This window comes from Pseudonocardia sp. P1 (assembly GCF_000178675.2).
In the GTDB taxonomy this organism is placed as follows: domain Bacteria; phylum Actinomycetota; class Actinomycetes; order Mycobacteriales; family Pseudonocardiaceae; genus Pseudonocardia.
Window position 1 is genome coordinate 2091227 of record NZ_ADUJ02000001.1, and the last position, 20348, is coordinate 2111574.

General features: G+C 74.8%; 20 protein-coding genes. 2 read left to right on the plus strand and 18 right to left on the minus strand.

Features of this window, described 5'->3' with window-relative positions; translation table 11 throughout:
* Positions 1-84: 84 nt before the first annotated feature.
* The gene (trmD, locus tag PP1_RS09200; protein ID WP_075314049.1) at positions 85-852 is read right to left on the minus strand and encodes a tRNA (guanosine(37)-N1)-methyltransferase TrmD; all 768 of its coding nucleotides are present in this window, start codon (positions 850-852) and stop codon (positions 85-87) included.
* Between the two features lie 50 nt (positions 853-902).
* Between trmD and PP1_RS09205 the strand changes: the two genes are divergently transcribed.
* Entirely contained in the window at positions 903-1688 is a 786-nt protein-coding gene (locus PP1_RS09205) for an MgtC/SapB family protein (RefSeq protein ID WP_010229550.1), read from the plus strand.
* Between the two features lie 26 nt (positions 1689-1714).
* On the opposite strand, the gene PP1_RS09210 is transcribed toward PP1_RS09205, so the two are convergent.
* From PP1_RS09210 to PP1_RS09290, 17 genes are all read right to left on the minus strand, one after another.
* Positions 1715-2257, minus strand: coding sequence for a Clp protease N-terminal domain-containing protein (locus tag PP1_RS09210; RefSeq protein ID WP_010229554.1), 543 nt, complete (start codon positions 2255-2257; stop codon positions 1715-1717).
* 24 nt (positions 2258-2281) lie between these two features.
* Complete coding sequence (locus PP1_RS09215) at positions 2282-2497, minus strand: helix-turn-helix domain-containing protein (protein WP_010229557.1); 216 nt, start codon at positions 2495-2497, stop codon at positions 2282-2284.
* A gap of 100 nt (positions 2498-2597) precedes the next feature.
* The gene (gene rimM / locus PP1_RS09220; protein WP_010229560.1) at positions 2598-3161 is read right to left on the minus strand and encodes a ribosome maturation factor RimM; all 564 of its coding nucleotides are present in this window, start codon (positions 3159-3161) and stop codon (positions 2598-2600) included.
* Positions 3158-3397, minus strand: a complete 240-nt coding sequence (locus PP1_RS09225) for an RNA-binding protein (protein ID WP_010229562.1) — start codon at positions 3395-3397, stop codon at positions 3158-3160. The genes rimM and PP1_RS09225 overlap by 4 nt, the downstream gene beginning before the upstream one ends.
* Positions 3394-3891, minus strand: coding sequence for a 30S ribosomal protein S16 (gene rpsP, locus PP1_RS09230; protein ID WP_010229565.1), 498 nt, complete (start codon positions 3889-3891; stop codon positions 3394-3396). Before rpsP ends, PP1_RS09225 begins: the two co-directional genes overlap by 4 nt.
* A gap of 148 nt (positions 3892-4039) precedes the next feature.
* Positions 4040-4816 carry a CPBP family intramembrane glutamic endopeptidase gene (locus PP1_RS09235; RefSeq protein ID WP_010229568.1) on the minus strand — a complete coding sequence of 259 codons (777 nt, stop codon included), beginning with the start codon at positions 4814-4816 and terminating at the stop codon, positions 4040-4042.
* Positions 4813-5928, minus strand: coding sequence for an amidohydrolase family protein (locus tag PP1_RS09240; protein ID WP_033199485.1), 1116 nt, complete (start codon positions 5926-5928; stop codon positions 4813-4815). Before PP1_RS09240 ends, PP1_RS09235 begins: the two co-directional genes overlap by 4 nt.
* A 16-nt stretch (positions 5929-5944) precedes the next feature.
* Positions 5945-7513: a signal recognition particle protein gene (ffh, locus tag PP1_RS09245; protein ID WP_010229574.1), complete on the minus strand. Its 1569-nt coding sequence runs from the start codon at positions 7511-7513 to the stop codon at positions 5945-5947.
* A 10-nt stretch (positions 7514-7523) separates the two neighbouring features.
* Positions 7524-8162 (minus strand): AAA family ATPase, encoded by a 639-nt coding sequence (locus tag PP1_RS09250; protein ID WP_083697057.1) that lies wholly within the window; start codon positions 8160-8162, stop codon positions 7524-7526.
* A 99-nt stretch (positions 8163-8261) separates the two neighbouring features.
* Positions 8262-8600 (minus strand): P-II family nitrogen regulator, encoded by a 339-nt coding sequence (locus tag PP1_RS09255; RefSeq protein ID WP_010236519.1) that lies wholly within the window; start codon positions 8598-8600, stop codon positions 8262-8264.
* Between the two features lie 80 nt (positions 8601-8680).
* On the minus strand, positions 8681-11065 hold the full coding sequence (locus PP1_RS09260; RefSeq protein ID WP_075314048.1) for a [protein-PII] uridylyltransferase: 2385 nt from the start codon (positions 11063-11065) through the stop codon (positions 8681-8683).
* A gap of 144 nt (positions 11066-11209) precedes the next feature.
* On the minus strand, positions 11210-11548 hold the full coding sequence (locus PP1_RS09265; protein WP_010225327.1) for a P-II family nitrogen regulator: 339 nt from the start codon (positions 11546-11548) through the stop codon (positions 11210-11212).
* A gap of 3 nt (positions 11549-11551) precedes the next feature.
* Positions 11552-12862 (minus strand): ammonium transporter, encoded by a 1311-nt coding sequence (locus PP1_RS09270; RefSeq protein WP_029239237.1) that lies wholly within the window; start codon positions 12860-12862, stop codon positions 11552-11554.
* Positions 12863-13141: 279 nt separating this feature from the next.
* Positions 13142-14884: a signal recognition particle-docking protein FtsY gene (gene ftsY, locus PP1_RS09275; RefSeq protein WP_060573357.1), complete on the minus strand. Its 1743-nt coding sequence runs from the start codon at positions 14882-14884 to the stop codon at positions 13142-13144.
* Between the two features lie 49 nt (positions 14885-14933).
* Positions 14934-18542 carry a chromosome segregation protein SMC gene (gene smc, locus PP1_RS09280; protein ID WP_075314047.1) on the minus strand — a complete coding sequence of 1203 codons (3609 nt, stop codon included), beginning with the start codon at positions 18540-18542 and terminating at the stop codon, positions 14934-14936.
* Between the two features lie 108 nt (positions 18543-18650).
* Positions 18651-19067 carry a VOC family protein gene (locus PP1_RS09285; protein ID WP_010237268.1) on the minus strand — a complete coding sequence of 139 codons (417 nt, stop codon included), beginning with the start codon at positions 19065-19067 and terminating at the stop codon, positions 18651-18653.
* Positions 19068-19151: 84 nt separating this feature from the next.
* The gene (locus PP1_RS09290) at positions 19152-19442 is read right to left on the minus strand and encodes an acylphosphatase (RefSeq protein WP_029239800.1); all 291 of its coding nucleotides are present in this window, start codon (positions 19440-19442) and stop codon (positions 19152-19154) included.
* 22 nt (positions 19443-19464) lie between these two features.
* On the opposite strand from PP1_RS09290, the gene PP1_RS09295 reads away from it, so the two are divergent.
* Positions 19465-20256 carry a CAP domain-containing protein gene (locus PP1_RS09295; protein WP_249265950.1) on the plus strand — a complete coding sequence of 264 codons (792 nt, stop codon included), beginning with the start codon at positions 19465-19467 and terminating at the stop codon, positions 20254-20256.
* Positions 20257-20348 lie beyond the last annotated feature (92 nt).

Consider the following 20348-nt stretch of genomic DNA (forward strand, 5'->3'; position numbering starts at 1 on the left):
GGCCGGTCCGCCCGCGGGGTCCGGCGCTCCGGAGCCCGGGGACCGGAGCCCGCCCGGGGCGGTGCGGGCCCCCGCCGGGACCGGTCAGCCGGCCGGCGACCCGTCCTCGTCGGTGCGCCCGGCGGCCAGTGCGGCGCGGTCGGCGGCGTCGAGCGCGCCGTCGGGGAGCGCCTCGAGCAGGTCGGGGCGCCGGTCGCGGGTGCGTTCCAGGGCCCGGTCGCGGCGCCAGCGGTCGATCGCGGCGTGGTTGCCGCTGCGCAGGACGTCCGGCACGGCGAGCCCGCGCCACGTCTCGGGACGGGTGTAGGACGGCCCCTCGAGCAGCCCGTCGGAGAACGAGTCCTCCTCCGCCGAGCGCGGGTTGCCGAGCACCCCCGGCAGCAACCGGGCGACGGCCTCGACCATCACGAGGACCGCGACCTCGCCGCCGACCAGCACGTAGTCACCGATCGACACCTCGTCGACCCGGGTCCCGCGGGCCCGCGCGTCGAGCAGCACCCGCTCGTCGATGCCCTCGTAGCGGCCGCAGGCGAACACGAGGCGCTGGTCGGCGGACCAGGCGCGCGCGGTCTCCTGGGTGAAGGGCCGGCCGGCCGGGGTCGGGACGACCAGCCGGGCCGGCGGACCGGCGAGCACCTCGTCGAGCGCGTCGCCCCAGACCTGCGGCCGCATGACCATCCCCGGCCCGCCGCCGTAGGGCGAGTCGTCGACGGCCTGGTGGACGTCGTGGGTCCAGCGGCGCAGATCGTGCACCCCGACCTCGAGCAGGCCGCGCTCGATCGCCCGCCCCAGCAGTGCCTCGCGCAACGGTTCGAGGTAGGAGGGGAAGATGGTGACGACGTCGATCCGCACGCGGCGGATCGTCGCAGCCCCGCATTCCCGGACGACGAGGGAGGTCGGCAGTGCCGGACGGCTGGTCGGGTCCGCTGTGGTCCACCGCGGCCCAGTGGGACCTCCTACCCCCGGTCCTGCTCGCCCTGGTCCTGACGACGGCCATCGGCCTGGAGCGCGAGGCGGGGGCCAAGAGCGCCGGCCTGCGGACGCACGTGCTCGTCGGCGTGGGTGCGGCCGTGTTCATGGTGATCTCGAAGTACGGCTTCGCGGACCTGCTGGCGACCGAGCACGTCGCGCTGGACCCGTCCCGGATCGCGGCGCAGATCGTCTCCGGGATCGGGTTCATCGGCGCCGGGCTGATCTTCGTCCGGCAGGACGTCGTGCGGGGCCTCACGACCGCCGCCACGATCTGGCTCGCCGCCGCGGTCGGCACCGCCTGCGGGGCGGGACTGCCGCTGCTCGCCGTGCTCGCGACCGCGGCCCACTTCCTCGTGACCCGCGGGCTGCAGCCGCTCGCCCGGGCGGTCCGGCGCCGCCGTCGCCGCCCGCCGGTGCTGCGCATCCGCTACGACGACGGCCTGGGTGTGCTCCGCGGGGTCCTCGAACGCTGCACCGACGCCGGGTTCTCCGTCGCCGGGGTGTCCGTGCACCGCGGGTCGGTCACCGGCGACGGCGGCCGGGTCGCCGCGCTCACGCTGCGCCTGGACGGGCGGGGCGACCTGAACTCGCTGGCCGCGACCCTCGCCGAGACGGCCGGGGTGCGGTCGGCGGAGACCCGGGTCGACCCGACGGAGGATCCGGACGACCCGGCCGACGACACCGCCGGCGACCCGCTGGACGAGTACCGGGCCTGACGGGCGGCCGGATCCACGGGTGGCGGTCAGCCCGCCCGGCGGCCGGGGCGCTCGGCGACCGTCCGCCGCGTCCCCTGCAGGGTCACGCCCCGCCCCTGGAGGACCTGCGACGCCGTGTGACCGGGATGCAGCAGCCCCAGCAGCAGGTGCTCGGTGCCGATGTGCCGGTCCCCCAGGCGGATCGCCTCCCGCAGCGCGAGCTCCAGGGCCTTCTTCGTGAGCCGGTCGAACGGGATGTGCCCGGCGAACCACCGTCCGCGGCGCCCACCGGTCCGGTCCAGGGCGCCCGGCCCGAAGGACTCCTCGGCGGCCCGGCGCACCTCGTCGAGGTCGATGCCGAGGGTGGCGAGGGCGTCGGCGTCGTCCGGCCGGGCGCGGGCCAGGTCGTGGTCGACCTGCGCCGCACCGACGCCGGCGGCACGCAGCAGCTCCTCCCCCGGCGTCCCCGGGCAGCGCAGGATCCCCAGCAGCAGGTGCTCCGGGCCGATCCGGTCGGCGTGGCGCCCCCGCGCCTCCTCCTGGGCGACGACGACGGCACGCCGGGCCGGGTCGGTGAACCTCTCGAACACGTGCTCTCCCCTCGTCGCGGGCCGCTACAGCCCGAGCCGGCGGTACTTCTTGTGCACCGCCTGGCGACTGATCCGGAGCGCGTCGGCGATCTGCTGCCAGGACCAGCCCTGGTCGCGTGCGCTGGTCACCTGCAGCTCCTCCAGCGACTCCTGCAGGCCGCGCAGGGCCGCCACCGCCGCCAGGCCGACGGCCGGGTCCTTGCTGGACGCCGCCGCGGCCACCGCCGTCGCATCGCTCATGCCTGTCAACATAGGTTGACATCGACAGACTGTCAACCGACGTTGACAGCGCGGCCACGGAAAAGGCCCGGCGTCGTGCGACGCCGGGCCTCACCGGTGCTCACTCCTCGGGGTCGAGCAGCCCCTCGGGCGGATCGAGGACGACCCGGCCGCCCTCGAGATCGACCTCCGGCACGATCTCGCCGACGAACGGGACCATCGCCTCGTGCCCGGCGGGCCGGGTCACGACCAGCAGCGATCCCCCGGGACCGTGCACCACGTCGGTGATCGTCCCGGCCGGCGTCCCGTCGGTCAGCTCGGCCCGCAGGCCGGTGAGCCGGTGGACGTGGAACTCCTCCGGGTCGTCGGGCTCGGCGAGCTCCGTCGTCGGCAGCAGCAGCTGCACGCCACGGAGCTCCTCGGCCCCGTCACGGTCGCCGACACCCTCGAACAGGACGAGCCAGCGCCCGGAGTGCGCGCGGGAGGTGGCCACCGTGAGAGGCCCCGGCCCGCTCCCCCGCCGGCGGCTGCCGTGCAGGACCGCTCCGGGGGCGAACCGCTCCTCCGGGGAGTCGGTCCGCGACTCGACGACGACCTCGCCGCGCAGACCGTGCACACGCACGACGACGCCGACCAGGACCTGGTCCCGGCCGGCGTCGCTGGTGCGTGGATTGCTGCTGGTCACCGGTCGGTGTCGACGACGTCGACCCGCACCCCGCGGCCGCCCACTCCGCCGATCACGTTGCGCAGGGCGGTGGCGGTGCGGCCACCACGGCCGATCACCTTGCCCAGGTCGTCGGGGTGCACCCGGACCTCCAGGATCCGCCCACGACGGCCGGTGACCAGGTCCACCCGGACGTCGTCGGGGTGGTCGACGATGCCGCGCACGAGGTGCTCGAGCGCGTCCGCCAGGAGGGTCACGACTCGGCGGCAGGCGCGTCGGCGTCCTTGGTGGCGTCGACGACGTCGTCGCTCTTGGTGGCGGCCTCGGCCGGGGCGTCGTCCGCGGTCTTGCCGACGCGGTCGCCGCCGCCCTTCTTCTTCGGGGTGGTGGCCGGGGTGCTCGGCTCGTCGTTGGCCTGGGCCAGTGCCTGCTGGAAGCGGGCGAGCTTGTCGGCCTTCTCCGCCTGCGGCTTCAGGGTGCCCTCGGTGCCCGGCAGACCCTTGAACTTCTGCCAGTCACCGGTGATCTCGAGCAGGTTCTGCACCGTCTCGGTCGGCAGCGCGCCGACACCCAGCCAGTACTGCGCCCGCTCCGAGTCGATCTCGATGAGGCTCGGCTCGTTCTTCGGGTGGTACTTGCCGATGGTCTCGATGGCCCGGCCGTTCCGCCGCGTACGGGAGTCCGCGACGACGACGCGGTAGTACGGCTGACGGATCTTGCCCAGACGCATCAGCTTGATCTTGACGGCCACGCTGTGGTGCTCCTCGCGAATGTCGATTCGTGCTGCGATGAGTCAGCTGGTGCTCGCGTGGGGTACGGGCTCGCTCACTCGAAGGTCATCGGCCGTGGCTGGTAGAGGGCCGGCCACGGGCCCGATCGACCATTCTGCCAGACGGCCGTCAGACGGCAGGGACGACCCCGACCAGCATGAGCGCGAGCGCCAGTCCGGGCAGGAAGTTGTTCACCGCGTGCGCGACCACACCCGCGGTCAGCCGCCCGGTGAGCAGCCGTGCGACGCCCAGCGGCAGCGTCACCACGAACAGCAGCGGCGCCCGCAGGAGCTCCAGGTGGGCGACGGCGAAGACGGCGGTGGTCACCAGGAACACCACCCAGCGGTTGGCGACCCACTTCGCCACGGCGTTCCACAGCAGCCCGCGGTAGACGATCTCCTCGCAGACCGGGGCGATCACCACGATGCCGAACATGACGGCGAGCGCGACCGGCCAGGTCGTCCGGATCCCCTCGAACGCGACGCCCACCGACGTCGTGAGGTCCGGACCGACCAGGTAGAGGTAGCCGAAGGCGGCCGGGACGGTGACGAACAGCCCGGCGATCCCGATCAGCAGCCCGGCCCCGACGTCCTCCCAGCGGAACCGCAGCCCCAGGTCGGCGACCGGACCGTCGCCCCGCCAGAGCGTCCAGCCGATGCAGGTCAGGGCGGCGAGCACGGTCGGGACCGCGATCGCGAGCAGCACCTCGCCGGCGGAGTCTACGTCGATCGCCAGCCCGACCAGGGCCGACGAGCCGAGGAACACCGCCTCGACGACCAGGAACGCCCACAGCCCCCACCGCACCCGCGGTGTCGGGGACGGGTCGAGGCCGAACGCACCGGCCTGCGGCCGGTAGGCGCCGGAGAAGCCTGCGGGACCGCCCGGCGGCCCGGGCGTGGAGGTCATGCCCCCACTGATACCCGACGTCCGCGCACCAGTACCACCGACGGGCTCCGCAGCACGCCGAGGTCGTCGCGCGGATCACGGTCGTAGACGACCAGGTCGGCCGGCGCGCCCGGGACCGGACCGGCCGGGCGGCCCAGCCACTCCCGCGCCGCCCAGCTCGCGGCGCCGATCGGGTCCGGGTGCCCGGCCCGGGCGAGCTCGGCGACCTCGTCGGCGATCCGGCCGTGCCGGATGCCACCGCCGGCGTCGGTCCCCGCGTAGACCCGCACCCCGGCCTCGATCGCCTTCCCGACGGTCTCCCAGGCGTGCGCGTGCAGGTCACGCATGTGCCCGGCGTAGCGCGGGTACTTCGTCGCCTTGTCGGCGATCGACGGGAACGTCTCGACGTTGATCAGCGTCGGCACCAGTGCGGTGCCGCGCGCGGCCATCTCGTCGATCAGGTCGTCGGTGAGACCGGGGCCGTGCTCGATGCAGTCGATCCCGGCGCCGATCAGCCCGGGCAGCGCCTCGGTGCCGAAGACGTGCGCGGTGACCCGGGCACCGGCGTCGTGCGCGGCGGCGATCGCCTCGGCGAGCACCTCGTCCGGCCAGAGCGGGGCGAGGTCGGCGCCGTCGCCGAGACCACGGTCGATCCAGTCGCCGACGAGCTTGACCCAGCCGTCGCCGCGGGCGGCCTGGGTGCGCACCTCGTCGACGAGCAGCCGCGGGTCGTCCAGCTCGGCGGCGAGCCCGGGGATGTAGCGCTTCGGCCGGGCCACGTGCCGCCCGGCCCGGATGATCTCGGGCAGGTCGTCGCGGGCCTGCAGCGGCGAGGTGTCGACCGGGGAACCGCAGTCCCGCAGGAGCAGGGTGCCCGCGTCACGGTCGGTGCGGGCCTGCGCCGCGCACTCCTCGAGGTCGGTGACCGGGCCGTCCGGGCCGAGGCCGACGTGGCAGTGCGCGTCGACCAGGCCGGGCACGATCCACCCGGAGGTGACCAGGTCCTCGGCGCCCGGCAGCGGCTCGGCGACGATCCGCCCGGAGCCGTCGACGTACAGGTCGGCCGACTCCGCCCCGGCGGGGCCCAGCACCGTTCCGCGCAGCCGCCACCCCGCGGCAGGAAGATCGCCCATAGCGGGCGACCCTACGTCACTTCTTCTTGCCGAAGTCCAGCGTCGACGGGTCGAAGCCGGGCGGCAGCTGGTCCATCCCGGCGAGCCCCGGCGGGAGCTGCTGCAGGCTCGGCGGCAGGTTCGACAGGTCCGGCCCGCCGGCCTGCCCGGCCCGGTTCGCGGGGTTGCCGCTGCGGCGCTTCTTCGCCTGCTTCGCCTTGCGCGCGTTCTTCGGGACCTTCTTGGTGGCCTTGCGCCCGCCGCCGCCGAAACCGAACTGACCGGCCATCTGCTTCATCATCTTGCGGGCCTCGAAGAAGCGGTTGACCAGGTCGTTCACGTCGGAGACGGTGACGCCCGAGCCGGTCGCGATCCGCTGCCGCCGGGACGCGTTGATGATCTTCGGGTCGTCCCGCTCGGCCGGGGTCATGCCGCGGATGATCGCCTGCAGGCGGTCGATCTGCTTGTCGTCGACCTGCTCGAGCGCGGCCTTCATCTGCCCCTGGTTGGCGCCCGGGAGCATGTTGAGGATGTTGCCGATCGGCCCCATCTTGCGCAGCTGCATCATCTGCTGGAGGAAGTCCTCCAGGGACAGCTCGCCGGAGCTGATCTTCTGCGCGGCGGCCGCGGACTGCTCGGCGTCGAAGACCTGCTCGGCCTGCTCGATCAGGGTGAGCAGGTCACCCATCCCGAGGATGCGCGAGGACATCCGGTCGGGGTGGAAGACGTCGAAGTCCTCGAGCTTCTCGCCGTTCGACGCGAAGAGGATCGGCTGCCCGGTGACCTCGCGGACCGACAGCGCGGCGCCACCGCGGGCGTCGCCGTCGAGCTTGGTGAGCACGACACCGGTGAAGCCGACGCCGTCGCGGAACGCCTCGGCGGTCGCCACCGCGTCCTGACCGATCATGGCGTCGACGACGAACAGGACCTCGTCCGGGTCGACCGCCGTCCGGATGTCGGACGCCTGGCGCATCAGCTCCTCGTCGACACCGAGGCGGCCCGCGGTGTCGACGACGACGACGTCGTACTGCTTCTCGCGGGCGTGCGCGATGCCGCCGCGGGCGACGCCGACCGGGTCACCGGGGCCCTCCGGCAGCTCACCGGACCCGGTGGCGCCCGGGTGCGGCGCGAAGGTCTGCACGCCGGCGCGCTCGCCGACGATCTGCAGCTGGTTCACCGCGTTCGGGCGCTGCAGGTCGCACGCCACCAGCAGCGGGGTGTGCCCCTGCCCCTTGAGCCAGCGCGCGAGCTTGCCGGCCAGGGTCGTCTTACCGGCGCCCTGCAGACCGGCCAGCATGATGACCGTCGGCGGTTCCTTGGCGAGGTTCAGCCGCCGCGTCTCGCCGCCGAGGATCGTCACGAGCTCCTCGTTGACGATCTTGACGACCTGCTGGGCGGGGTTCAGGGCCTGCGAGACCTCCGACCCCTTGGCCCGTTCCTTGATGCGCGCGATGAACCCGCGGACCACCGGCAGGGCGACGTCCGCCTCCAGCAGCGCGATCCGGATCTCGCGCGCGGTGGCGTCGATGTCGGCGTCGGAGAGCCGGCCCTTGCCGCGGAGATCACGCAGCGTGGATCCGAGCCGCTCGGAGAGGGAGTCGAACACCCTTACCAGCCTACTTGGCCAGCGCCAGGCCCCGGCGGGCGCCGGAGCGATCGGTCGTCCGCACCGAGGTCCAGCCCGGTTCACCCCCCGCACGCAGCAGGTCCGCGGTCCGTGCCGCACGCCCGGCGTGCCGGTCGAACGGGCGGGACCGCACGACCCGGCCGCGCGCGTGCTGCCCGGCGAGCGCCTGTCCCGCCGGCACGTCCAGCCACAGCAGGTGCGGCGCGCGGCCGGTCAGCCGGGCGAGCCCACGGACCGCGGCCCGCACCCGGGGCGCGGTCGCCGGCAGGTGCACGACGACGGTGTCCGCCGGCCCGGCGCAGGCCCCGGCCACCGACGCGCGGTGGGCCAGATGGGTCAGCCAGCGGTAGGCCGCGTACGGCGTCCCCGCCGGCAGCCGGGCCGCGAGCGCGGCGCGGGACTCCCCCGAGTCGAGGACCCGGACGCCCCGGCACGCGGTCAGCTCGGCCAGCAGCGTGGACTTGCCCGCCCCGGGCAGGCCCGCGACCAGCAGCAACGTCCGCCCCGGCAGGTGCACGACGAGCGGCCCGGCGTCCGCGTCCGCGCGGACGGGGTCCGCCGTCGCGCCGGCGGTCGGGGGCGCGGGCAGGGGCACGTCGTCGAGCGGCACGGCACCGGCGGTGGTCATGTGGGATGAAACGGTCGGGCGGCCGGGATCGTTCCGGTCACGCGGCGTGTCCGGCACGGCACACCCGAGCACCGCCCGCGGCGGCCGGGTGCGGCCCGCTCACACGGCGTCGTCGCCCCGCTCCCCCGTCCGTACCCGCACCAGGGTCTCGACGGCGGTCAGCCAGACCTTCCCGTCGCCGATCCGCCCCGTGTGTGCGGCGTCGACGACGGTCTGCAGGGCCCGGTCCGCGACCTCGTCGCCGACCACGACCTCGATCCGCACCTTCGGCACGAGATCGACCTGGTACTCGGCACCCCGGTAGACCTCGGTGTGGCCCTTCTGCCTGCCGTAGCCCTGCACCTCGGTCACGGTCATGCCGAGCACGCCGATCCCCTCCAGGGCCTCCCTGACGTCGGCCAGCACGAACGGCTTGACGATCGCGGTCACCAGCTTCATCGCTTCCCCCTCCGGACGCGGTTTCGCCCCGAGAGGATGCCCCCGTTCCCGGCCCGGGTCGCGTCCGGGCCCCGGTCGGCTCAGGCGCGGGCCGCCGACCGCCCGGCCGCGACCGCCAGCACCGCACGCTCGATCTCCTTGCGGGCGGCCCGTTCCGGTGCCCCGGCGATGCCGAACGAGTCGACGACCGACGACCCGAGCGTCTCGACCCGGGCCCAGACGAGATCGATCCCGGTGCGCTCCAGCGCGGCGGTGACGTGGTGCAGCAGACCGATCCGGTCGGTCCCGCGGAGCTCGAGCACGACGGCGCCGGTGGCCTCGTCGTCGAACCACAGCACCCGCGGCGGCGCGGTGCGCTCCACCTCCGGGGTGGAGGGGGCGTAGTCGCGTTCCTTGCGGGCCAGCGCCGCGCCCAGCTCGAGCGATCCGGACAGCACCCGGACCAGGTCGGACCGGACCAGCGCCGGGTCCGGCAGTCCCCCGAACCGCGGGGTCACGGCGAAGGTGACCACGACGACCCCGGCCTCGGTCGCGAGATCGGCGGCGTGCACCTGCAGCGAGTGCAGCGCCACCACGCCGGCGACCGCGGACAGCGCCCCGCGCCGGTCCGGGACCGCGACGGCGACGGTCGCGACGTCGTCACCGGTGGAGAACCGGACCTGGGGCTGGTCGTCCTCCGCGACCGCCTCGACCATCTCCTTGTACGCCGGGTCCGGCGGGCCGGGCTCGACGAACGGCCTGCCGTCCAGCGCGGACAGGCAGCGGCCGGACAGGCCCTGGATGAGGGTGCGCCGCCACGGGCTCCACACCCCGGGCCCGGTGCCGAGCGAGTCGGCCTCGGCGAGGGCGTCGAGCAGCTCGAGCAGGACGCCGACGGCCGTGTCGTCCCCGTCGACGGTCTCCCGCAGCGTGTCCAGCACCCGGGCCACCGTGGCGGGGTCGTCCGGGTCGCGGCGGGTCGCGGTGTGCGGCAGCAGCAGGTGGTGCCGGACCATCGCGGCGAGCAGCTCGATGTCGGCCGCGCGCAGCCCGAGCCGCTCGCCGATCTGCCGGACCAGCGACTCCCCGACGACCGAGTGGTCCCCGCCCCGGCCCTTGCCGATGTCGTGCAGCAGCGCGCCGACCAGCAGCAGGTCGGGGCGGGCGACCCGGGTGGTCAGCCGCGCGGCCTGGGCGCCGACCTCGACCAGGTGCCGGTCGACGGTCCAGACGTGGGTGCGGTCCCGCGGCGGCAGGTCCCGCACCGCACCCCACTCGGGGAACAGCCGCCCCCACAGCCCGGTCCGGTCCAGGGACTCGATCACGCCGACCATCGCCTGGCCGGTGCCGAGCAGGGCGAGCAGCTCGGCCAGCGCCGCCCGCGGCCACGGCGTACGCAGCTCGGGGGCGGTGTCGGCGAGCCGGGTCAGGGTGCCGGCGGAGATGGGCAGCCCGGTGCGGGCAGCGGTGGCCGCGACCCGCAGGACGAGCGCGGGGTCCTTGGCGGCGGAGGCGTCGCGGGCGAGCCCGACCTCCCCGCCGTGCTCGACGACGCCGGAGTCCAGGGGCCGCCGGACGGGCGCGCGCCGGAGGGCGGCGAGCCCGCGCCGGGGCAGCGCGTTGCGGGCCTGGCGCAGCACCACCTCGGCGCCGAACGCGACGGCCCGGGCGCCTCCCGACAGCGCCCGGGCCAGGTCGAAGCGGTCGCCGAGGTCCATGAGCCCGGCGATGTCGTCGGCGTCCTGTGCGCGCAGCACGTCCCGCGCACGGCCCGAGCGGCGGTGCAGCTCCGTGCGGACGTCGAGCAGCAGCGAGCGGGCGGCGACGACCTCCGCCGAGGGCCGGTCGACCAGCTGCGCGGTGGCGAGCGCGTCGATCAGCTGCACGTCGCGCAGCCCGCCGTGGCCGTTCTTGAGGTCGGGCTCGATCCGGTGCGCGACGTCGCCGTTGCGCTGCCAGCGTTCGGTGGTGGTGTCGACGATCTCGTCGAAGCGGCTGCGCATCCCGGCCCGCCAGGCCTGCCGGACGGCGTCGCGGACCTTCGTCGCGAGCGTCCCGTCGCCGGCGATGTGCCGGGCCTCGAGCAGGCCGAACGCGGCACGCAGGTCGGTGGTGGCGATCTGGACGGCCTGGCCCGGGGTGCGCACCGAGTGGTCGAGGCCGAGGCCCGCGTCCCACAGCGGGTACCAGAGCTGCTCGGCGAGGGTGTCGATCCCCTTGCGGCCGTCGTGCAGCAGGACGAGGTCGAGGTCGGACCAGGGGCAGAGCTCGCGACGCCCCAGCGCCCCGACGGCGACGAGGGCGACGCCGCTGCCGTCGCCGCCGAACCCGAGTGCCGCACAGCGCGAGGAGAGCCAGAAGTCGTGCAGGTCGACCAGGGCGGCCCGCAACGCCTCCGGCCCGTGATGGTTCCGGCCGTTGGACTCCAGCAGTACCGATTTCGCCTTGACCAGGTCCGCCGCCTCGCCCGACCCGAGGACCGTCATCGCTCCGCGCCACCCGCTTCCTGTCTCGTCATGACCCGTCCCGGCCGGATCGGGCCGGATTGTCCGTTTCTGTTCCGGACGGAGGACGGGCCCGCCGCACTCCCTGTGGGATGCGACGGGCCCGTCCTCCTTGCTGCGGAGTGATCAGATGGCGTCGGTGCCGCGCTCGCCGGTGCGGACGCGGACGACGGTCTCGACCGAGGTCACCCAGACCTTGCCGTCACCGATCTTGCCGGTGCGGGCGGCCTCGACGACCGCGTCGACGACCTTGTCCAGCAGGGCGTCGTCGACGACGACCTCGACCCGCACCTTCGGCACGAAGTCGACCGAGTACTCGGCGCCACGGTAGACCTCGGTGTGGCCCTTCTGGCGGCCGTAGCCCTGGACCTCGCTGATGGTCAGACCGAGCACACCGATCTGCTCCAGCGCGCCCTTGACGTCCTCCAGGACGAACGGCTTGACGATGGCGGTCACGAGCTTCATGGGTCAGGCCTCCTGCTTCGCCGGGGTGGTCGGAGCGGCGGCCGGGGGCTTCGGCGCGGAGCCGAGGCCGGAGCCACCACGCAGGCCGGAGAACTCGTAGCCGGTCTCGGCGTGCTCCGCCTCGTCGATACCGGTCTGCTCGGCCTCGTCCTCGACCCGCAGGCCCAGGGTGAACTTCACGACCAGGGCGATGATCGTGGTGACGATGCCGCAGTAGACGATCGTGGCGAGTGCGGCGACCGCCTGGATGCCGAGCTGGCCCGCGCCGCCGCCGTAGAAGAGACCGTTGGTCTCGTCGGGGGCGATGTCGGTGGCGAACAGGCCGATGGCCAGGGTGCCCCAGAGGCCGGCGACGAGGTGGACGCCGACGACGTCGAACGAGTCGTCGTAGCCCAGCTTGTACTTCCAGCCGACCGCGTAGGCCGACAGCGCACCGGCGATGACGCCGATGGCGAGGGCGCCCAGCGGCGAGACCGAGGCACAGGCCGGGGTGATCGCGACCAGACCGGCGACGATGCCCGACGCGGCACCCAGCGAGGTGGCCTTGCCGTAGCGGATCTTCTCGATCAGCAGCCAGCCGAGGATGGCGGCGGCGGTGGCGGCGATGGTGTTGGTGAACGCGTAGGCGGCGGCCCAGTCGGCGGCACCGGAGGAGCCGGCGTTGAAGCCGAACCAGCCGAACCACAGCAGACCGGCACCGAGCATGACCATCGTCAGGTTGTGCGGCCGCATGGCCTCACGCGGCCAGCCGCGGCGCTTGCCGAGGATGATGCAGAGCACCAGCGCGGCGACACCGGCGTTGATGTGCACCGCGGTACCGCCGGCGAAGTCCAGCGCGCCCAGCGAGGTGGCGATCCAGCCCTGCTCCAGGTCGAAGACCCAGTGCGCGATCGGGAAGTAGACCAGCGTGGCCCACAGCCCGGAGAACAGCATCCAGGCGCCGAACTTCATGCGGTCGGCGGCGGCACCCGCGACCAGCGCGACCGTCAGGATCGCGAACATCGCCTGGAAGCTGACGAACGCGAGGTCCGGCAGCGCGTTCTCGGCCTGGTCGTTCGCCAGGACCGACGACAGACCGAACGCCTCGAACGGGTTGCCGAGCAGCCCGCCCCCGAGGTCGGTGCCGAAGGTCATCGAGTAACCGAAGAGGATCCACAGCACGCCGACGAGCCCCAGCGAGCTGAAGCACATCATCATCATGTTCAGGACGCTCTTGGACCGGGCCTGGCCGCCGTAGAACAGGGCCACCCCCGGGGTCATCAGCAGTACGAGCGCAGCGCTCGCGAGGATCCAGGCGGTATCTCCGCCGTTCAGGGCTTCCTGTGGCACGGTCCGTTCCCTCCCACGTCTGTCGGTGTCCGACTGGGGAGGAACAATGGTGATCCCGTGTTTCGCACTCGGCGCCTGTCCGTTTCGCACCCGTTAACAGGCCGCCGAAACAGATGACGGTTGCGTTACCCAACCGGATCCGGCGTACGGAACGTCATCCGGATGGTCCGTTTCGTGAGCCGCAGCACGTGGTGTAACACCCGCGGACGACGACGGCGCGGGAGCCCCGGAGAGGCTCCCGCGCCGTTCGTGCGGGCGTCGCGCTCAGTTCAGGAGGGCGTCGACGAACGCCTTCGGCTCGAACGGGGCGAGATCGTCGGGGCCCTCGCCGAGCCCGACCAGCTTCACCGGGACACCGAGCTCGCGCTGCACCCGGAAGACGATGCCGCCCTTGGCGGTGCCGTCGAGCTTGGTGAGCACGATCCCGGTGACGTCGACGACCTCGCCGAACACCCGGGCCTGGGTGAGCCCGTTCTGCCCGGTGGTGGCGTCGAGGACGAGGAGGACCTCGTCCACCCGGGCCTGCTTCTCGACGACCCGCTTCACCTTGCCGAGCTCGTCCATCAGGCCGGTCTTGGTGTGCAGCCGGCCCGCGGTGTCGAGCAGGACGGCGTCGACGGCGTCGTCGGTGCCGCGCTTGACGGCGTCGAACGCGACGGAGGCGGGGTCCGATCCCTCCGGACCGCGCACGACGCCGGCCCCGGACCGCTCGCCCCAGGTCACCAGCTGCTCGGCGGCGGCCGCCCGGAAGGTGTCGGCGGCGCCGAGGGTGACCCGGTGCCCGCCCGCGACCAGCACCCGGGCGAGCTTGCCGGTGGTCGTCGTCTTGCCGGTGCCGTTGACGCCGACGACGAGGAGCACGGCGGGCCGGCCCTCGTGCGGCAGCGCGTGCACCGAGCGGTCCTGGCCGGTGTCGAGCGCCCCGGTGAGCACGTCGTGCAGGGTCTGGCGGACCTGCTCCGCGGACCGGACGCCCCGGGCGGCGAGCTGCTCGCGCAGCTGCTCGGTGACCTCCTGGGTCATCTCCGGGCCGAGGTCGGCCTGCAGCAGGGTGGCCTCGACGTCCTCCCACGACTCGTCGTCGAGGTCGCCGGCGCCGAGCAGGCCGAGCAGGCTCTGCCCGAACCCGGACCGGGAGCGCGAGAGGCGCCCCCGCAGCCGGCCGATCCGGCCCTCGGCGGGATCGATGTCCTCGGCCGGGGCGCCGGGGGCGACCGGGGCCGTCGCGTCGGCGGGGCTCTCCGGGGCGGCCGGCGCGGTGTCCGCGGTGGGCCGGGCGACGGGCTCGGTGGGCGACGTGCCGGTCTCCGGCCGTGCGACGGGCTCGGTCGGCGCTGTCGGCGCTGTCGGTGCGGTCGCCGCCGCACCGGCGGCACCGGCGGCCCCGCCGGTCCGCTCGGTCGGGAGCTGCTGTGTGGTCCCGGCGTCCGGGGTGGCGGTCCCGGCGTCGGGCCGGGCGATCTGCCGGGTCGCCGGATCCTTGCTGGCCTCGGCGGTGTCGATGACCCGGCCCTCGCCCGGGGTACCCGTGACGGTGCCCGGGTCGGGGCCGCGCTGCTCGGTCGGGACCGTCGGGCCGCTGGGCGTGCCGGCGGACGGGACCGGCGGCGCGGTGCTCACCGGGATCCCGCCGGGCGGCGTGCGAGCCTCGGTGGCACCGCCGACGACCGGGGTGCCCCCAGGAGGGGTGCGCACCTCGTCCGCGGTCGGGGTCTCGTCGACCGGCGTGGCCGTGTCGGTGGTGTCGGGGATGCCGGTGTCCCCGGCGTCGGGTGCGCGGGGCCGTTCGGGCGCGGTGGCCGTGCCCGAGGAGAAGGCGAAGCCGCCCCCGGCCTGGTAGGTGCCGCCCGTGCGCGGCGTCTCCTGCTCGGTCCCGAGCTCGCGCTGCTCCTCGTCGGACCGCAGGCTGATCCGCCGCCTGCGGGCGATCACCACCCCCGCGACGAGGGCGATCAGCAGCACGGCCACGACGACCGCGACGACGATCCAGATGGTCTGCGTGGTCACCCGCCCAACCCTGCCACGCCCGGTGCACCCGGGCGCACAGGACACCGCGCTACGACGCCGGTCGCAACCGTTGCGAGATCACCTGGGTGATGCCGTCGCCGCGCATGGAGACGCCGTAGAGCGCGTCGGCGACCTCCATCGTCGGCTTCTGGTGGGTGATGACGATGAGCTGGCTGGCCGCGCGCAGCTCCTCCATCAGCGAGATGAGCCGGCGGAGGTTGACGTCGTCGAGGGCCGCCTCGATCTCGTCGAGCACGTAGAACGGCGACGGCCGCGCCCGGAAGATCGCCACCAGCAGGGCCATCGCGGTCAGCGACCGCTCCCCGCCCGACAGCAGCGACAACCGCTTCACCTTCTTGCCCGGCGGGCGGGCCTCCACCTCGATGCCGGTGGTGAGCATGTCCTCGGGATCGGTGAGGACGAGCCGCCCGTCGCCGCCCGGGAACAGCGTCGCGAACACGGTCTCGAACTCCCGCGCGACGTCGTGGTACGCGGTCGTGAAGACCTCGAGGATCTTGTCGTCGACCTCGCGGACCACGGTGAGCAGGTCGCGCCGGGTGTTCTTGAGGTCCTCCAGCTGGGTGGAGAGGAACCGGTAGCGCTCCTCCAGCGCCGCGAACTCCTCCAGCGCGAGCGGGTTCACCTTGCCGAGCAGCGAGAGGTCCTTCTCGGCCCGCTTCAGGCGGCGTTCCTGGGTGGCCCGGTCGAACGGCACGGCGGGCGGCGCCGACACCTGGTCGCCGCGCTCCTTCGCCGTCTCGTACTCGGCGACGTCGGCCTCCGACGGCGGCACCGGCACGTCCGGGCCGTACTCGGCGACCAGGTCGTCGATGCCGATGCCGTGGTCGGCGAGGATCTTCTCGGTCAGCTGCTCGAGCCGCATCCGGGTCTGCTGGCGCACCATCTCGTCGCGGTGGACGGCGTCGGTCAGCTTCTCCAGCAGCCCGGTCAGCCGGGTGGTCTGCTCGCGGGCCTCGGTGTGGGCGCGCTCCCGGTCGGCGCGGGCGGCCTGGATCTCGTCGCGCTCCGCGGCCGCGGCGGCGAGCGAGACCTCGATCCGCTCCGACGCCGTCCCACCGGCGTCGACGACGAGCCGGGCGATCTCCGACGCCCGCTCCCGCTCGGTGGCGGCCGCCTCCGCCCGGGCCCGGGCCTGACGCTCGGAGTGGGCCTGGCGGCGCAGCGACTCGGCCTTCCCGGCGATCGCCCGGGCCCGCTCCTCCGCGGTCCGCAGCGCCAGCCGGCACTCGACCTCCTCGGAGCGGACGGCCTCGACCTTCTCGGCGGCCTCGTCGCGCAGCTCGGTGTCGGGCTCGTCGTCGACCGGGGCGTCCTCGGCGAGCGACAGCTGGTGCTCGGCGGCCTCCAGCTCGATCAGCGACTCGGACCGCCGGGTCTCGACGCCGTCCCGCCGCTCGCGCAGCCGCTGCGCCTCGGCCCGGGCGGAGGAGACGACCTGCTCCAGGCGGCCCAGCTGGGCCGCGGCCGCGGCGCGGCGCCGGTCGGCGTCGGCGACGGCGGTCCGGGCGGTGCCCAGGTCGGTGCCGCGCGCCTCCTCCTCGGCGCGGGCGCCCTCCAGGGTGGGCCGCAGCGACTCCAGCTCGGCGTCGACGGCGTCCCGCTCGGTGACGGCGTCGTCGACGGCGGCCTGCAGCTGCAGCGCGCCCTCCCCGGCCCCGGCACCGCCGCGGGCGGCGTGCGCGGTGAGAAGGTCCCCGTCGGTCGTGACGGCGGTCAGGTCGGGCCGGGCGTCCAGCGCGGCGGCCGCGGCGCCCAGGTCGTCGACGACGACGACCTCCCGCAGCAGCGCGGCGAGCGGCGCACCCAGTGCAGGGGGTGCGGTGACCAGCGACGCGGCCCAGCGCCCGGCGGGCGGCGGGCCGTCGGGCACCGGCACCGCCCCGGGCGGTCCGTCCCCGGCCCCGGCGCCGCCGACCAGCAGCGCGGCCCGCCCGGCGTCGCCGTCGCGCAGGGCGCGCAGCGCACCCGCCGCCGACGGCACCGACGACACCGCGACACCCTCGGCGACCTCGCCCAGTGCGGCCGCGACCGCGGTCCGGGCCGACGGCTCCACCACGACGAGCTCGGCGACCGCGCCGAGCACGCCGTCGGCGGCGTCGTCCGTGCCGGAGCCGAGCAGCGCGCCGGTGCCGTCGCGGCGGACGAGTCCGACCTCGAGGGCCTCCACCCGGGCCCGCCAGTGCGCGCGGCGCTGCTCGGCGTCGCGCTCGGCGCGGGCCAGCTCCGCCACCCGCTCCTGCGCGGCGCGGTGCGCGGCCTCGGCCTGCTCGACCCGCTCGGCGAGGGCGTCGCCGCTCTCGTCGGAGGCGTCGAGGCCCAGGCCCTCGCGGGCTTCCTCCAGCTCGGCCTCGGCCTGCTCGGTCCGCGTCGACGCCTCGGCGAGGGCCTCGGACAGTCGCTCGATCTCCTCCGCGGTCGCCGCGACACCGGAGCGCAGCGCGTCGGCCTTGCCGGCGAGGGTCGCGATCCCGGCCCGGCGGTCCGCGATCGCCCGGACGGCGGCGAGGTGCTCGCGCTCGGCCGCGGCGAGGGTCCGCTCGCGCTCCGCCTTCTCGGTGACGGCCTCGTCGAGCCGGCGGCGCGCCTCGGCGACCCCGGCGACGAGCTCCTCCTCCTGCTCGGCGATCGCGTCCGCCTCGGCCTCGGTCTCGTCCGGGTCCCGGCCGGGGGTGCGTTCGGCCGCGTCGGACGACGTCAGGTGCCGGACCCGCTCCTCGGCCAGCCGCACGGTGCCGCGCAGGCGCTCGGCCAGCGCGGAGAGCTGGTACCAGGTGTCCTGGGCGGCCTGCAGCCGCGGCGCGTCGGCGGCGAGGGCCGTCTCGAGCTCCTGCTGGCGCTCGCGGGCGGTGTCGAGCTGCTCCTCGGTCTCGGCGCGGCGGCGGCGGGCCTGGTCCTGGTCGGCCTCCTCGCGGGTGATCTCCTCCTGCAGGGTCACCAGGTCGTCCGCGGCGAGCCGCAGGCGCGCGTCGCGCAGCTCGGTCTGCACCGACTGGGCCTTGCGGGCGATCTCGGCCTGTCTGCCGAGCGGCTTGAGCTGGCGCCGCAGCTCGGCGGTGAGGTCGGTGAGCCGGGTCAGGTTGGCCTGCATCGCGTCGAGCTTCCGCAGCGCCTTCTCCTTGCGCTTGCGGTGCTTGAGGACGCCTGCCGCCTCCTCGATGTAGGCGCGCCGGTCCTCCGGCTTCGACTGCAGCACCCCGTCGAGCTGGCCCTGCCCGACGATCACGTGCATCTCCCGGCCGATGCCGGAGTCGCTCAGCAGCTCCTGGACGTCGAGCAGCCGGGCCCGGGCCCCGTTGATCTCGTACTCGCCCGCGCCGTCGCGGAACATCCGGCGGGTCACCGAGACCTCGGAGTAGTCGATCGGCAGCGCGCCGTCGGAGTTGTCGATGGTGAGGGTGACCTCGGCGCGGCCCAGCGCCGACCGGCCGGACGTGCCGGCGAAGATCACGTCCTCCATCTTCCCGCCGCGCAGGGCCTTGGCCCCCTGCTCGCCGAGCACCCAGCTGATCGCGTCGACGACGTTGGACTTGCCGGACCCGTTCGGGCCGACGACGCAGGTGATCCCGGGTTCCAGGCGCAGGGTGGTGGCCGAGGCGAAGGACTTGAAGCCCTTCATCGTCAGCGTCTTGAGGTGCACGGGCGCGGGTCTCCAGTGAGCGGGAAGCTTCCAGGCTATCGGCACGGGGACGCGGTCCGTGGACGGCACGCGGCGGGGCGGCCCGCAGGTCGTCCCGCCGCGCCGGGGTCAGGCCTGCGGATCGGCCGCGTTCACCAGCCAGCGGATCCCGAACCGGTCGGTGACCTGCCCGAACAGGTCGCCCCACATCTGCTTCTCGAACGGCACGTCGATCGTGCCGCCCTCGGCGAGCGCGGTGAACCAGCCGCCGAGCTTGCCGGGGTCGTCGCCGGACAGGCTGACCGAGATGCCGGTGGGGGCACCGGCCTCGCGGCCCGGCTCGCCGTCGGAGGCCATCAGGACGAAGCCGTCCGGGGTCTCCAGGTAGCCGTGCATGACCCCCTCGGGCGGCGGCACCGGGCCCTCGGCGCCCATGTCCCCGAAGGTCATGATCTGCAGCTCGCCGCCGAGGACGGAGCGGTAGAACTCCAGTGCCTCGCGGCCGGTCGACTCGAAGTGCAGGTACGGGTTCAGGCGGACGGACATGCGGGCCTCCTCGGGCGGCGGTGCGGGCCGGTGACGACCGGCTGCTCCGGGCGGGACTCGTCGGCGGGCCCGCATCCGTGACGGCTACGCCTCGACGAACCCGGCGAACGTCCCGGTCGCGGCGCTCCACTGCTCGGAGACCGAGGTCACCCGGCCCGGCGTACCGCCGCCCTTCAGCAGGTCGAGCAGGGTCTCGCAGTCCGGACGGCCACCCTCCGCGGTCACCGCCACCCGGCCGTCGGGGAGGTTGCGGGCCTGTCCGACGAGTCCCAGCTCGAGCGCACGTGCCCGGGTCCACCAGCGGAAACCGACACCCTGCACCTCCCCTCGGACCCATGCGGTGAGCCGAACGGACGAATCTGTGTTGCTACTCACAGTGCTGGTACGTTACCCGACCGTGATCGGACGACGCACCCCGCGGGCCCCCGTCGCCGTGCTCGGCGGGATCGGGGCCGGGGCGGTGCTGGCCATGGCCGCGCCGCTGACACCGCTGGGCACGGCGCTGCCCGGTCCGGACGGACCGGTCGCGGAGACCGTCCCGCTGCGCGCCGTCGGTGCGGCGTCGGCCGCGCTCCCCACGGCCGACGTCGTCGATCACGCTGACCGGAGCGTCCCCCCACCGGCGTTCGACGCGGCCGGCCTGGCCCGCGCCGCGTTCGCGGGCGCTGCGGCCGACCCGGGTTTCCCGGCCCGGTCGGCGCAGCAGGCGGCCGAGGCGTTCCGGGCCGCCGCGGCGGCTGCCGTGGCCGAGCCGCGCCCGGCCCCCGCACCGGGGCCCCGCGCGGTGCCGGACCGGGTCGCGGCCGGGGTTGGGGTGGCCGGTCTGTCCGGGCAGCTCGCCCGGGTCGTCGAACTGACCAACGCCGAGCGCGCGCAGGTGGGCTGCGCGCCGCTGACGCACGACCGGCGGATCACCGCCGCCGCGCAGGCGCACAGCGACGACATGGCCGCGAACGGCTACTTCGCGCACGACAGCCGCGACGGCCGCGACTTCGCCGACCGCCTCACCGCCGCCGGCTACGACTCCCCCGGCGCGGAGAACATCGCCATGGGCCAGCCCGACGCGGCGACCGTGGTGCAGGACTGGATGGAGTCACCGGGGCACCGGAAGAACATCCTCGACTGCTCGCTGCGCACGATCGGCATCGGTCTCGCCGACGGCTACTGGACCCAGGACTTCGGCCGGTAGCCGACGACACCGGGCCGGCACCCCGGCCCGTCGGACGGCGGCGTAGCGGCGGCGCACCATCCGCCCAGGACACCGCTGGTCCCGCTGCGCGG